The sequence below is a fragment of the Ruegeria sp. CH6 genome, assembly GCF_056537005.1.
Genome location: NZ_JBQFQS010000001.1, coordinates 815,621 through 828,431 on the forward strand (window position 1 = coordinate 815,621; position 12,811 = coordinate 828,431).

Consider the following 12,811-nt stretch of genomic DNA (forward strand, 5'->3'; position numbering starts at 1 on the left):
AAATACCAAATGGGAGGAGCTTATGACACAGGTCTCAATGACCGTGAACGGAAAGTCCGTGAGCGGTGATGTCGAGGGCCGGACTTTGCTGTCCAGCTTTCTACGTGAACACCTGTCGCTGACCGGAACGCATGTCGGATGCGATACTGCACAATGCGGCGCATGCGTGGTGCATGTGAATGGCGAGGCGGTAAAATCCTGCAACATGCTGGCGCTTGAAGCAGACGGCGCGGATGTGGGCACGATTGAAGGGCAGGCCAACGCGGATGGCTCGCTGAATGTGATCCAACAAGCGTTTCAGGATCATCATGGTTTGCAATGCGGTTTTTGCACACCGGGAATGGTGATGAGCGCAGCGGCCCTGCTGAAAGAGAATCCGCGCCCGACAGAATCCGAAATACGCAAGTATCTGGAGGGCAATCTGTGTCGCTGTACCGGATACCACAACATCGTCAAAGCGATCATGGCCGCATCCGGTCAGGACGTCAGCAGCATCGCTGCGGAATGATGCCGCTGCGGGCGTGAGGAGGACGCCCGTGGGATGACATAGGGTGCACCAGCATCCGTTTATGGGAGGAGAACAAGCAATGCCCAAAGACAGTGGCATCGGAGCCAGTTCCAAGCGACGCGAAGACGTACGCTTTCTGACCGGAGCGGGCAATTACACCGACGACATCAACGTACATGGCCAGGCCTATGTACATTTTCTGCGGTCCGACATCGCGCATGGACGGATCAAAAACATCGACACGTCTGCAGCTGAAGGCATGCCGGGCGTGGTCAAGGTTTTCACCGGCAAGGATTTCGAAGGTGTGGGCGGGATGCCCTGCGGCTGGGAAGTGACCGACAAGCACGGCGCACCTATGCAGGAGCCGCCGCACCCCATTTTGGCACAAGGCAAGGTGCGCCATGTGGGTGACCCGATTGCCGCCGTTGTGGCCGACAGCCTCGAACAGGCCCGTGATGCGGCCGAGGCGATCGATCTGGATATCGAAGAACTGCCGGCAGTTATGAACATGAAAGCAGCCGCGCAAGATGGCGCGACGCTGGTTCACGACGATCTAAAGAACAACATCTGCTATGACTGGCAGTTGGGCGAGACCGACGACGCAAAGGTCAACGAGGTCTTTGCCAACGCGGCGCACGTGACGACGCTGGATTTGGTGAACAACCGCTTGGTCGCCAACCCGATGGAGCCGCGCGTGGCGGTGGGCGAGTACAAGCGCGGGACGGATGAGTATACTCTCTATACCACCTCGCAAAACCCGCATGTGATCCGCCTGCTGATGTGCGCCTTTGTTCTAGGCCTGCCCGAGCACAAGGTCCGCGTGGTGGCCCCGGATGTGGGCGGCGGCTTTGGCACCAAGATCTTCCACTATGCGGAAGAGGCGTTTTGTACCTTTGCCGCCAAAGCCTGCGGCCGTCCGGTCAAATGGACGTCCAGCCGGTCCGAGGCGTTCATGTCGGATGCCCATGGCCGTGACCATGTCAGCAAGATCGAACTGGCGCTGGATGCAGATAACAACTTCATCGGTCTGCGGACTAACACCTATGCCAATTTGGGCGCGTATCTGTCGACCTTCTCCAGTTCGGTTCCGACTTGGCTGCATGGCACGCTGATGGCGGGCAACTACAAGACACCGGTCATTCAGGTGAATGTGAAGGCGATGTTCACCAACACGGTACCGGTGGACGCCTATCGTGGCGCTGGCCGTCCCGAAGCGACTTATCAGCTGGAACGTGTCGTCGATAAAGCAGCACGAGAGTTGGGCGTCGATCCGATTGCCCTACGCCGTCAGAACTTTGTCACCCAGTTCCCCTATGACACGCCGGTGGCGCTGACCTATGACACCGGGGACTATAACGGGACAATGGACAAGCTTGAGGCCGCTGCCGATCTGGCAGGCTTTGCCGCGCGTCGGGCGAAAAGCGAGGCGAATGGCAAGCTGCGTGGTCTGGGCGTCAATTGTTATATTGAGGCCTGTGGTATCGCACCGTCCAATATCGTTGGCATGCTGGGGGCCCGCGCTGGCCTTTATGATGCCGCGACTGTGCGGGTGAACGCCACCGGTTCGATCAGCGTAATGGTTGGCGCACATAGCCACGGACAAGGGCACGAAACCGCCTTCCCGCAAGTTGTGGCTGACATGATCGGTATCGACGAGTCGATGGTCGAGATCGTGCATGGCGATACCTCGAAAATCCCGTTTGGCATGGGTACCTATGGGTCGCGTTCACTGGCGGTCTGTGGCTCGGCAATGGTCAAAGCGACTGAAAAGGTGATCGAGAAGGCCAAGAAGATCGCGGCCCACCTGTTGGAAGCCTCCGAGGCGGATATCGAGCTGAAGGACGGTCAGTTCAGCGTCGCAGGCACCGACAAATCGGTGGCTTGGGGCGATGTGACCCTGACAGCCTATGTGCCGCACAACTATCCGCTGGAGGTTGAACCCGGGCTGGAGGAGACCGCGTTTTACGATCCGGCGAACTTTACCTTCCCGGCAGGTGCTTATGCCTGTGAGGTCGAAGTTGACCCGGAGACCGGTCAGGTGACCATCGAGGCCTTCACCGCCGCCGATGACTTTGGCAACATCATAAACCCGATGATTGTTGACGGTCAGGTGCATGGCGGTATCGGTCAGGGCATCGGACAGGCGCTGCTTGAAAACTGTGCCTATGATGAAAATGGTCAGCTGCTGAGCGCTTCCTTCATGGACTATGCAATGCCGCGTGCCGATGATCTGCCGTTTTATGAGGTTGATCATTCCAGCCAGACCCCATGCACCCACAACCCGCTGGGCGTGAAAGGGTGTGGTGAGGCAGGAGCCATCGGTTCTCCGCCGGCAGTGGTCAATGCTGTTATCGATGCGTTGAACTCGGGTGGAAAGGCTGTCGATCACATCGATATGCCTGTCAGCCCGTCGCGTGTCTGGGCAGCAATGAACAGTTGAATGGAGAGGGTGGACCGGGGGCTTTGCCTCCCGGACCTCCGAAATATCTATAGCCAGATGAAGAACGGATCTGCGTTCTTCGGAAAGGAAAAGCGAAATGTATAGTTTCGAGTTCGAAAAACCCTCGACCATCGCGGACGCCGTTGCCGCGCTTGGATCCGAGGATGCTCAGGCATTGGGGGGTGGACAAACACTCATCCCAACGCTGAAGCAAAGATTGGCCGCACCAACGACTTTGGTCAGCCTAAGCAGTATCCCCGAGATGCAGGGTGTTTGTGTCGAAGATGACGGCTCACTTGCCATCGGCGGAGCAACGACACACGCAATGGTCGCAGCTGAGACAGCAGACAAATATGCGGCGCTGTCCGATCTTGCCGGTCATATCGGTGATCCCGCTGTACGTAATCGGGGTACTATCGGCGGCTCACTTGCCAACAACGATCCGGCGGCCTGCTATCCGGCAGCGGCGTTGGGATCGGGTGCAACGATCATCACGAACAATCGCAGTGTTTCGGCAGATGATTTCTTTCAGGGCATGTTCACAACTGCACTGGATGAAGGTGAGATCATCACGACCGTCCACTTCCCGATCCCGCAAGCAGCGAGCTATCAGAAATTCCTGCAACCGGCGTCCCGATTTGCACTAGTTGGTGTTTTCCTCGCTCGATTTGCTGATGGGGTGCGTGTAGCGGTGACTGGTGCCAGCGAAGATGGCGTGTTCCGCTGGTCAGAAGCAGAAGAGGCGTTGAACAAAGAGTTTCGACCTGATGCGCTGATGGATCTGAAGATTAATCCGATGAACATGATCGGTGATCTGCATGGCAGCAAGGAATATCGTGCGCATCTTGTTGGCGTCATGACCAAACGCGCTGTTGAAGCCTGCATCTGAACGGTTGAACAAATCGTCCCAAAGCCCCGGAGTTTTCTTCGGGGCTTTTATTTTCGCCTGATCTTGGGGCGCGGTGCTGCGCGCCAATACGCACCGGTATCTTCCCGAGCCGTCTGATACTCTTCAACACGCCGACGCGCAGCATCGCCGTTGGCTTCGAAAAGATGTCCTAACAGGCACTCCAGAACGGCCATGGCGCCGGAAAAGCTGGAGAAATGATGTTGAGAGCGGGTGCTGATTTTCAGCACGACGTCGGGCTCAAGTCCAGGTGCGACCACATCGCTATCGGACAACATTATGATCTTTGCACCCCGATCACGGGTGAAACGCATCGATTGAATGGTATCAGCGGAATAGGGATGGACCGTTATGGCAAAGAGGCAATCATTCTGATCTGCCTTAAGCAAATCGTCGATCGCTGACCCCATATGCCGTGGGATCAATTGAAGCCCCGGATGCGCCATGCGACCGGCATAATGAAAGTAATACGCCAAGGCGTAGCTGGCGCGGGTCGCGGTTACAAAGCATCGGTCGGCAGAAGTGATCAATTCAACGGCCTGCTTTACTCTGTCGGGTTCAGACAGACGAAGCGAACGCGTGACGACGTTCAGTTCGTTCCGGGCAAATACTGCTTGCGATGCGGCAAATGAATCACCGCCCTGCATTCTTGATAGCCAATCTTGTCCGAGCAGGAGTTCGCGGTCGGTTACAAGATCCTGCCGAAAGGGGTGGCGGAAGGCTTCGAATCCTTCAAACCCCAGATAATGCGCCAGCCGCACTATAACATTTGTGCTGACGCCAATCTTATCTGCACTTACCCGTATTGAATCGATCCCGAAATCAGCAGGGTGATCTATGATGTACTTGGTCGCCGCCTGAAGTTGCGCAGGCATCTGGTCGATTTCGCGGCGAAGCCGGTCGATCAGTTGGGTCGTTGTCTGTGTCATAAAGTGAAAAAAACATATGTTTTGAAATAAGCAAGTTGAAAACGTTCTCTCAACAGATACATCGGCTTTGACCCATGGAGGCTGAGCTATGTCTGGCATCAAACAACAACACAAAGTTTCAAGCAGCGGAGTGGTTTTGCCGTATATCCTGGTTGCCCCGAACGGAGCGCGAAGAGGCCACGATGATCACGCTGGTCTTCCGGTAACTCTGGATGAAATCGTCGATACAGCTCGTGCGTGTTCCGAGGTTGGGGCAAATGGATTGCATTTGCATGTGCGCGATGACCTGGGTGCACATTCACTGGATGCAGGGAGATACCGCGAGACAATCGCCGAGGTGCAGCGGGCGGTTCCTTCGATGGATATCCAGATCACCACCGAAGCTGCCGGTGTTTTTGATGTTCCGGCTCAATTCGAATGCCTGAAGAAAGTGCAACCCAGTTGGGCCTCGATCTCGATACGTGAGATTGCGCGAATGCCCGAAATGGCTGAAAGCGTTTACGCGTTGTGCGCGGATCAGGGTACGCGCGTTCAGCATATTCTGTATGACGCTGCTGATGCAGAGTTGTTGAGTGAGTGGCAACGCATCGGAACTGTTCGTACCGATCAGGTCGACCGTCTGTTGGTGCTGGGACGTTATTCCACAGATCAGGAATCAACGCCTGAAGATCTCGATCGGTTTCCGACGCATCAAGACCCATGGATGATCTGCGCGTTTGGATCGCAGGAGCATGATTGTCTGCGAGCGGCTGCGCTCCGCGGTGCGGATGTAAGAGTTGGTTTTGAGAACAGCCTGACCAACTCAGAGGATAAACCCTGGGCGGATAACGCGGCATCGGTCGCAGCGCTGGTCAATCGTTTGAAAGGAATTTGAAATGAGCCACGTATTTCCACGCCATACAAAATCTGTGCTTCCTGTCGCAGCGGGTGGAGATGGATGTTACCTGATTGACGATCAGGGCAAACGGTATCTGGATTGTGGTGATGCCGCAGTTTCCTGTCTTGGACACTCCAACCCTGCGGTGATCAAGGCGGTTCAGGATCAGGTTGAACAAATTGCCTTTGCGCATACCGGGTTCATGACCTCGGAACCGGCCGAAGAGCTGGCGGACTTGCTGATTGAACATGCGCCGGGTGATCTGGACCGAGTGTATTTTGTTTCGGGCGGATCTGAAGCAACCGAAGCGGCGATCAAGCTGGCCCGTCAGTACTATCTCGAGATCGGTCAGCCTGAACGCCGTCATGTTATCGCTCGGAGACAGAGCTATCACGGGAATACACTGGGTGCTTTGTCGGCTGGCGGCAATGCATGGCGACGCGCGCAGTTCGCGCCTATGCTGATCGACATGACCCATATCTCGGCTTGCTACGAGTATGCTGAGAAGCCTGAAGATGAGAGCAGCTTTGACTATGGCCAGCGGATCGCCAATGAACTGGAGGCTGAAATTCTGCGTCTGGGTCCTGACACCGTGATGGCCTTTATGGCCGAGCCGGTGGTTGGAGCAACTCTTGGTGCTGTCCCTGCGGTGGACGGTTATTTCAAACGGATCCGCGAAATCTGTGATCAGTACGGGGTGTTGCTGATCCTTGATGAGGTCATGTGTGGTATGGGTCGGACAGGACATCTGTTTGCCTGTGATCACGACGGGGTGGCGCCGGATATCCTGTGTATTGCCAAGGGATTGGGGGCTGGTTATCAGCCGATCGGTGCGATGATGTGTACAGGTAAAATCTATGATGCGATCCGTGATGGTTCGGGCTTTTTTCAGCACGGGCACACCTATATCGGTCACCCGGTTGCAACAGCTGCCGCTCTGGCCGTGGTTCGCGAACTGACCGGGCGCAAACTGCCTGAGCGTGCCGGTGTGATGGGCGAAAAGCTACAATCCGCGTTGGAGGCCGCTTTCGGCCAACATCCCAACATCGGCGATATTCGCGGCAGGGGGTTGTTCCGTGGGGTTGAGATTGTAGCCGACCGTGAAACACGTGCCCCGTTTGATCCCGCGCTAGGGATTGCCGGAAAGATCAAAAAGGTAGCCTTGGCCGAAGGTTTGATTTGCTATCCGATGTCCGGGACGCGCGATGGTAAGATCGGCGATCACGTTTTGCTTGCGCCGCCATTCATCATCGAGGATGCGCAGATCGACGAGCTTGTCAGCAAGCTATCGAAGGCAATCGACGTTTCGCTGCCAGCTTAAGAGAACAATAAAATCAGAGGGCGGTGTCGCCCATGGCCCTCTGATAATGCTCATTGAATGCCATGATCGGATGCTCAGACTGAGATGAGCATGCATCGTCAACCACAAGTGCACCGTAACCTAACGCTCCGCTTTCGAGCCCACGCTGCACCGAATCCACGATAGGGCCGTCTTCGGCAAATGTGGTGTTGCGATGCTGTAGAATGATCTCGCGCTCGACGTCGTTTGGTTCGGAGGCGGGCAACCACCAGTCAACCTCGATCTTTGTCCTGTTCACGCCAAGCGGTTTCCAGCGGTAGGTGTTCACGATGCCGCCGGGATAGACCTGGAGTGCGAACAGAGGAAAGAACCACCAGGTTAGAAACTTGTCAGTGCGCGCCTCGGGGTCGGCGACATAGCTGTAGGATTTTTGCGAGTCCGGTCGGGCAGGGCTGGCGTGTCGAATGCCATAGTCAAAGCCACGGGTCCGGTATTGGTCAGGGTCGACAACGCCGGATGTCAGTGTCTTATGAACCACCGCGCAGTGGTAGCATTCGTTGAAATTCTCGGCGACTACCTTCCAGTTAGCCTGTGCAAGCCGTTCCGTCCGGTCCGCGCGTTTGTAGGTGGCAAGATTGGGGGCATAGTCCGAAATCTCGCTTAGGGCGCTATGGGCCAGATCTGCCATTGGTCGCGCTTCGGGATCGAGGTTTACCAGAATCAAACCAAAGAACATTTCAACCCGAACCGGTCGCAGCTTGTACTGGCTTTTGTCGAACCCCGGAAAGGCCGTAGCGTTTGGGGCGGCGCGCAGTTGACCCGTCGTGTCGTAGGTCCACGCGTGATAGGGGCAAGTCATCTTCTTGGTGCAGCCCTTGCCGTTCAGCAATTCGTGGCCGCGATGTACACAGACATTGTAGAAGGCGCGGATTTTGCCATCCTGCCCGCGAATGACAATCACAGAAACACCGCTGATATCCTCGACGACATAGTCTCCAAAGTTCGGGATATCTGTTGCGTGCCCAACCAACTGCCACGATCGCTTGAAGATTAGTTCGCGTTCTTGGGTGAATACGCCTTCGTCACAATACGCCCGGGCAGGAAGCGATCGATACACGCCGCCGGAAAAAGACATCTCACCCATAGCCGCCTCCTTTGTCTGGTCGCACCAGATTGAGGCAAAAGAGGATTCTGAGCTTTTCACTTTGCGCCAATCAATCGTCGAAATCAGAGTGCCTGAAATCGACACTCCGTCGGTTTCAGACTTTCTGAATTTGTTGATTGGCTGCTGGCGTTACAAATCGCGCCAATTGAATTTCCGGTGAACAAAAAACCCTGCCAGAGTGTCTCTGACAGGGTTCGAAACTGGATATCCGCAGCAATTACTTTTGCGGAAGAGGGCCAATCATCATGATCATCTGACGGCCTTCCATCTTCGGCATGTTTTCAACTTTGCCGATTTCCTTGATATCTTCAGCAACGCGTTCCAGTAGTTCACGGCCCAGATTCTGGTGTGCCATCTCACGTCCGCGGAAACGCAGGGTCACTTTGACCTTGTCGCCGTTTTCGAGAAACTTAACCACGTTGCGCATTTTGACGTCATAGTCATGCGTGTCGGTGTTGGGCCGGAACTTGACCTCTTTCACCTCGATGATTTTCTGCTTCTTACGGGCTTCGCTTTCGCGCTTCTGCTGCTCATATTTGAACTTGCCGAAATCCATGATCTTGCAGACCGGCGGGTTCGCGTTGGGCGAGATCTCGACCAGATCAAGTCCGGCATCTGCAGCCATCTGCATGGCTTTGGCGGGATGAACCACTCCGACATTTTCGCCTTCGGCACCAATCAGTCGAATTTCGGGGGCACGGATCTTGTCATTGACGCGAGGGCCGGTGTCTCTTTGCGGCGGCGCGTTGTGAGGTCTGCGGGCTATGGGTTCATTCCTTTGATGATTGCAGAATTTCGAGCCCGGAATTTAGACTGCCCCGGGCGGTGTTTCAAGCGCCATAAACGCGGAAATAGCTGATTTTCGCGGGTTTCACGATAGTTAGTAGACCGGTCAGAGATCGATTCTCTGACCGGTAAGCAATTTAACCCACAAAGGCTTTTTCGATAACGAACTCTTTGGGATCCGAATTTGCGCCTTCGCGCAGGCCGAATTCCTCAAGGATCGCCTTGATATCATGGTTGAACGCGAGGCTGCCACAGACCATTGCGCGATCCGTTTCCGCCTCAATGCCACCTTCGATGCCCAGATCTGCAAAGACAGTACCGTCTTTCAGCAACTCGGTGATGCGGCCCATCTTGGGGCTCTCTTCCCGAGTAGTGGTCGGGTAGTAACGGATCTTGTCGGCAAAGCCTTCGCCCATCAGTTCAGCCAGCATCTCGTCCTGACGGATGTTTTCGATCAGTTGACGACCGTATTCCAGCTCAGCGACCTCACGGCAGGTATGGGTGATGATGATCTCGTCGTAGTCCTCGTAGGTTTGCGGCTCGCGCAGAAGCGAAGCAAACGGCGCAAATCCAGTACCGGTCGCAAAGAACCACAGACGCTTACCTGGCAGAAGCGCGTCGTGCACCAGTGTGCCAACAGGCTTGGGCCGCAGGATAATCTGATCACCCGGCTTGATGTGCTGCAGTTTCGAGGTCAGCGGGCCATCCTGAACCTTGATCGAGTAGAACTCCAGCTCTTCGTCCCAGGACGGCGAGGCTATGGAATAGGCCCGCAGCAGCGGCTTTCCGTTGTCGCCCAGCAGGCCGATCATCACGAATTCGCCCGAGCGGAACCGCAGCGAGGCTGGGCGTGAGACCTTGAACGAGAACAAGCTGTCGGTCCAGTGCTTCACATCAAGTACGGTTTGTGCGTCCGGAAGGACAGGGGCCTTTACGGCGGTTGCTTCGGTCACGGATTTCATCTCTGTCATCGTTTCACTATCGGTCTGCTTAACCGACATCTCCGTTTAATCTTTGATCCAAGTCAGGAAAAGGGGGCAAGTTGCCCCCATTTCGTCACAAGCTGGCGATTGGCGGGATTATCCGCGCAGGCGGGCCTGATAGTTATGGCTTTGCCAATCAGAACGGGCAAGCCACTGATCCTCGGGCTGGCGGGTGGCCAGAGCGTTGTCGATTTCAACCTCGTCGAATCCGCTGCGACGCGCCATCGCATATTGGTCAGCCAAGACATGACCTTTGGCGCGCAGACGGCCGGTGTAGCCTTTCAGGCGCAACACGCGCGCGATTGTGAACCCACGTCCGTCTGCTGAAGACGGAAAGTCCACACGCACCATCTTGGCGCTGCCCAGTCGGTCGATCAGCTCATCGGGGTCGGTATCAGATGCCACGTCCAGCGCAACGACGTCGTTTGCGGCGTCTTCCAACGTGACGTAGCCATCGGTCCAGTCATCAGGCGAAAAGCCTTCATCAGTTACGATTACGTTCATTGTATCTCTCCTGCGCGTACCATCTTGCCGTCGACAAAATGGATGCCGCATTCTTCCTTGTTCTGATCACGCCAGCGTCCGGCGCGGGGGTCTTCACCTTCTTTGACTGGCGAAGTGCAGGGGGCACAGCCGATCGAAGGGTATCCTTTGGCCACCAGCGGGTGCCGGGGCAGGCGGTTTTCGTCCATATAGGCGCGAACATCTTCTGGCGCCCAATGGGCCAACGGGTTGACCTTGATGCGTCCGGTGCCGTCCTCGACCTCAAAAAACTCAAGCTCGGCACGGGTGCCGGACTGAAATCGCTTGCGTCCTGAGATCCAGCCGCAATACCCGCTCAGCGCCCGTTGCAGAGGAAACGTCTTGCGCAAGTTGCAGCAAGCGTCGGTATCGCGCAGGTGCAGTGCACCGTAGGGATCATCACGCTCAACATCTTCGTCATCCGCCCGGATAATTTTGACATTGGTCAGGCCCAAACGTTCACTGACTTCCTGCTGATACTCCAATGTTTCGGTGAACAGCATCTGCGTGTCGATGAACAGGACAGGCGTGGCTTTGTCGACCACTGCCGCCATATGCAGCAACACAACCGATTCCGCACCAAAGCTGGAGACCAGAGCAAGCTCTTCGATTTCCTGCAACGCGCCATGCATAACGTCATGGGCACTGTGGTGGCGGAACTGGGCGTTCAGCGCTTCAACCTTCTCGGTCAGTTCCGCGCGATCTGCACCCAGTTCCGTCTGGATCAGGTCAAGCGGCATTGGCCTGCGCCTCGGGGTAAAGCGCCGCTTTGAACGGTGCCATGCCAACGCGGCGGTAGGTCTGCAAGAACGTCTCCTCTGCGCTGTCACGCTGATTCAGATAGGCGTCGACGATACGTTCCACGGCGGGCACGATCTCGTCGTAAGCAAAGCCAGGCCCGGTGCGATCACCAACAGCGGCGGTCTCTGTTGCGTCGCCACCCAGAGTGATCTGGTAGTTCTCGACGCCTGCGCGATCCAGACCCAGGATGCCGATGTGACCTACGTGGTGGTGACCACATGCGTTGATGCAGCCTGAAATCTTGATCTTCAGGTGACCGATGTCATGCTCAAGCTTCAGCTCGTCAAAGCGGGTCGCAATCTCTTGCGCAACCGGGATCGAACGGGCAGTTGCCAGCGCGCAGTAATCCATGCCAGGGCAGGCGATAATGTCGCTGATCAGGCCGATATTGGCGGTGGCCAGCTCATACTCTTTCAGCTTGGCATGGATTGCCGGCAGGTCCGACTTGTGGACATGCGGCAGGATCACGTTCTGCTCATGGCTGATGCGCAGTTCATCATAGGCGAACTCTTCGGCCAGGTCGGCCATCACACGCATCTGCTCGGCAGTCGCATCACCCGGTGTCTGACCATGCTTCTTGATCGAGATCGTGACGATCGCATGGTCCGCGTTTTTGTGCGGCGCGATGTTGGTGTCGACCCAAGAACGGAAGACCGGATCGTTGGTATAGGCGCTTTCGAACGACGCAACCGAAGCTTCGCGGAAGACCGGAGGTGCAAAGTGGCCTTTGATCTCATCCAGCAGAGCCATATCGGCGCCCTTGAACTGCGGGCGAACTTGCAGGAATCGCTCATTCACCTTGGCGCGGATGGCGTCAATGCCATGCTCGTGCACGGTGATCTTGATACGCGCCTTGTACTTGTTGTCGCGGCGGCCGATCTGGTTCCACACGGAAACGATGGCTTCCAGATACGCCAGCAGGTCGTCAAAGGCGACGAATTCGGACAGTTCCTTACCGATCATCGGGGTACGGCCAAGACCACCACCCACGATAACGCGGGCGCCCAGCACGCCCTCACGCTCAACCAGTTGCAGGCCGATGTCATGTGCCTTGATCACGGCACGGTCGTTTTCCGAGCCGGTGATGGCGATCTTGAACTTGCGCGGCATGAACTGGAATTCCGGGTGGTCGGTGGACCACTGGCGCAGCAGTTCAGCGTATGGGCGTGGGTCAGCGACTTCGTCCGCGGCGGCACCGGCAAAATGGTCGGCGGTCACGTTACGGATTGTGTTGCCCGAGGTCTGGATGGCGTGCATGCCAACCTCGGCCAGCGCGTCGAGCATGTCCGGCACGTCGTTCAGTTTCGGCCAGTTGTACTGGATGTTCTGGCGCGTGGTGAAGTGGCCATAGCCTTTGTCCCACTTCTCGGCCAGCAGGGCCAATTGGCGCATCTGTGCGCTGGAAAGGGTGCCGTACGGGATCGCAACGCGCAGCATGTAGGCGTGCAACTGCAGGTACAGACCATTCATCAGGCGCAGAGGTTTGAACTCGTCTTCGGTCAGCGAGCCGTCAATGCGGCGCTCGACCTGAGCACGGAATTGGGCGTTACGCTCTGCCAGAAAATCTTTGTCAAACTCGGAGTAGCGATACAT

At 56.3% G+C, this 12,811-nt stretch carries 12 protein-coding genes; 5 read left to right on the plus strand and 7 right to left on the minus strand.

From position 1 onward, the window contains the following. The first annotated feature begins 22 nt into the window (after positions 1-22). The 3 genes from ACR0CW_RS04100 to ACR0CW_RS04110 all read left to right on the plus strand — a co-directional run bounded on the left by ACR0CW_RS04100 (position 23) and on the right by ACR0CW_RS04110 (position 3,837). Positions 23-508 (plus strand): (2Fe-2S)-binding protein, encoded by a 486-nt coding sequence (locus tag ACR0CW_RS04100; protein ID WP_155142029.1) that lies wholly within the window; start codon positions 23-25, stop codon positions 506-508. Positions 509-587: 79 nt separating this feature from the next. After that, positions 588-2,948, plus strand: coding sequence for a xanthine dehydrogenase family protein molybdopterin-binding subunit (locus ACR0CW_RS04105; protein ID WP_480786899.1), 2,361 nt, complete (start codon positions 588-590; stop codon positions 2,946-2,948). A gap of 97 nt (positions 2,949-3,045) precedes the next feature. Beyond that, entirely contained in the window at positions 3,046-3,837 is a 792-nt protein-coding gene (locus tag ACR0CW_RS04110) for an FAD binding domain-containing protein (RefSeq protein WP_480786900.1), read from the plus strand. 47 nt (positions 3,838-3,884) lie between these two features. Here the strand turns inward: ACR0CW_RS04110 and ACR0CW_RS04115 are convergent, their stop codons facing one another. Next, positions 3,885-4,784, minus strand: a complete 900-nt coding sequence (locus tag ACR0CW_RS04115) for a MurR/RpiR family transcriptional regulator (RefSeq protein WP_480786901.1) — start codon at positions 4,782-4,784, stop codon at positions 3,885-3,887. 88 nt (positions 4,785-4,872) lie between these two features. Between ACR0CW_RS04115 and ACR0CW_RS04120 the strand changes: the two genes are divergently transcribed. Together ACR0CW_RS04120 and ACR0CW_RS04125 are read left to right on the plus strand one after the other, a co-directional pair. Then, positions 4,873-5,658 carry a beta-keto acid cleavage family enzyme gene (locus tag ACR0CW_RS04120; protein ID WP_480786902.1) on the plus strand — a complete coding sequence of 262 codons (786 nt, stop codon included), beginning with the start codon at positions 4,873-4,875 and terminating at the stop codon, positions 5,656-5,658. A gap of 1 nt (position 5,659) precedes the next feature. Continuing rightward, the gene (locus tag ACR0CW_RS04125; protein WP_480786903.1) at positions 5,660-6,982 is read left to right on the plus strand and encodes an aspartate aminotransferase family protein; all 1,323 of its coding nucleotides are present in this window, start codon (positions 5,660-5,662) and stop codon (positions 6,980-6,982) included. 13 nt (positions 6,983-6,995) lie between these two features. Here the strand turns inward: ACR0CW_RS04125 and ACR0CW_RS04130 are convergent, their stop codons facing one another. The 6 genes from ACR0CW_RS04130 to ACR0CW_RS04155 all read right to left on the minus strand — a co-directional run bounded on the left by ACR0CW_RS04130 (position 6,996) and on the right by ACR0CW_RS04155 (position 12,811). Beyond that, the gene (locus ACR0CW_RS04130) at positions 6,996-8,105 is read right to left on the minus strand and encodes an aromatic ring-hydroxylating oxygenase subunit alpha (protein ID WP_480786904.1); all 1,110 of its coding nucleotides are present in this window, start codon (positions 8,103-8,105) and stop codon (positions 6,996-6,998) included. 238 nt (positions 8,106-8,343) lie between these two features. Further along, on the minus strand, positions 8,344-8,934 hold the full coding sequence (infC, locus tag ACR0CW_RS04135; RefSeq protein WP_480786929.1) for a translation initiation factor IF-3: 591 nt from the start codon (positions 8,932-8,934) through the stop codon (positions 8,344-8,346). Between the two features lie 115 nt (positions 8,935-9,049). Then, on the minus strand, positions 9,050-9,883 hold the full coding sequence (locus tag ACR0CW_RS04140; RefSeq protein WP_480786930.1) for a ferredoxin--NADP reductase: 834 nt from the start codon (positions 9,881-9,883) through the stop codon (positions 9,050-9,052). 108 nt (positions 9,884-9,991) lie between these two features. Then, complete coding sequence (locus tag ACR0CW_RS04145; protein ID WP_155142017.1) at positions 9,992-10,399, minus strand: DUF934 domain-containing protein; 408 nt, start codon at positions 10,397-10,399, stop codon at positions 9,992-9,994. Continuing rightward, positions 10,396-11,157: a phosphoadenylyl-sulfate reductase gene (locus tag ACR0CW_RS04150; protein ID WP_155142015.1), complete on the minus strand. Its 762-nt coding sequence runs from the start codon at positions 11,155-11,157 to the stop codon at positions 10,396-10,398. The genes ACR0CW_RS04145 and ACR0CW_RS04150 overlap by 4 nt, the downstream gene beginning before the upstream one ends. Beyond that, positions 11,147-12,811, minus strand: a complete 1,665-nt coding sequence (locus tag ACR0CW_RS04155; RefSeq protein ID WP_480786905.1) for a nitrite/sulfite reductase — start codon at positions 12,809-12,811, stop codon at positions 11,147-11,149. Before ACR0CW_RS04155 ends, ACR0CW_RS04150 begins: the two co-directional genes overlap by 11 nt.

Coding starts and splice junctions, on each gene's coding strand:
- ACR0CW_RS04100 (WP_155142029.1), top strand. CDS start 23: ATGACACAGGTCTCAATGACCGTGAACGGAAAGTCCGTGAGCGGTGAT.
- ACR0CW_RS04105 (WP_480786899.1), top strand. CDS start 588: ATGCCCAAAGACAGTGGCATCGGAGCCAGTTCCAAGCGACGCGAAGAC.
- ACR0CW_RS04110 (WP_480786900.1), top strand. CDS start 3,046: ATGTATAGTTTCGAGTTCGAAAAACCCTCGACCATCGCGGACGCCGTT.
- ACR0CW_RS04115 (WP_480786901.1), bottom strand. CDS start 4,784: ATGACACAGACAACGACCCAACTGATCGACCGGCTTCGCCGCGAAATC.
- ACR0CW_RS04120 (WP_480786902.1), top strand. CDS start 4,873: ATGTCTGGCATCAAACAACAACACAAAGTTTCAAGCAGCGGAGTGGTT.
- ACR0CW_RS04125 (WP_480786903.1), top strand. CDS start 5,660: ATGAGCCACGTATTTCCACGCCATACAAAATCTGTGCTTCCTGTCGCA.
- ACR0CW_RS04130 (WP_480786904.1), bottom strand. CDS start 8,105: ATGGGTGAGATGTCTTTTTCCGGCGGCGTGTATCGATCGCTTCCTGCC.
- ACR0CW_RS04140 (WP_480786930.1), bottom strand. CDS start 9,883: ATGACAGAGATGAAATCCGTGACCGAAGCAACCGCCGTAAAGGCCCCT.
- ACR0CW_RS04145 (WP_155142017.1), bottom strand. CDS start 10,399: ATGAACGTAATCGTAACTGATGAAGGCTTTTCGCCTGATGACTGGACC.
- ACR0CW_RS04150 (WP_155142015.1), bottom strand. CDS start 11,157: ATGCCGCTTGACCTGATCCAGACGGAACTGGGTGCAGATCGCGCGGAA.
- ACR0CW_RS04155 (WP_480786905.1), bottom strand. CDS start 12,811: ATGTATCGCTACTCCGAGTTTGACAAAGATTTTCTGGCAGAGCGTAAC.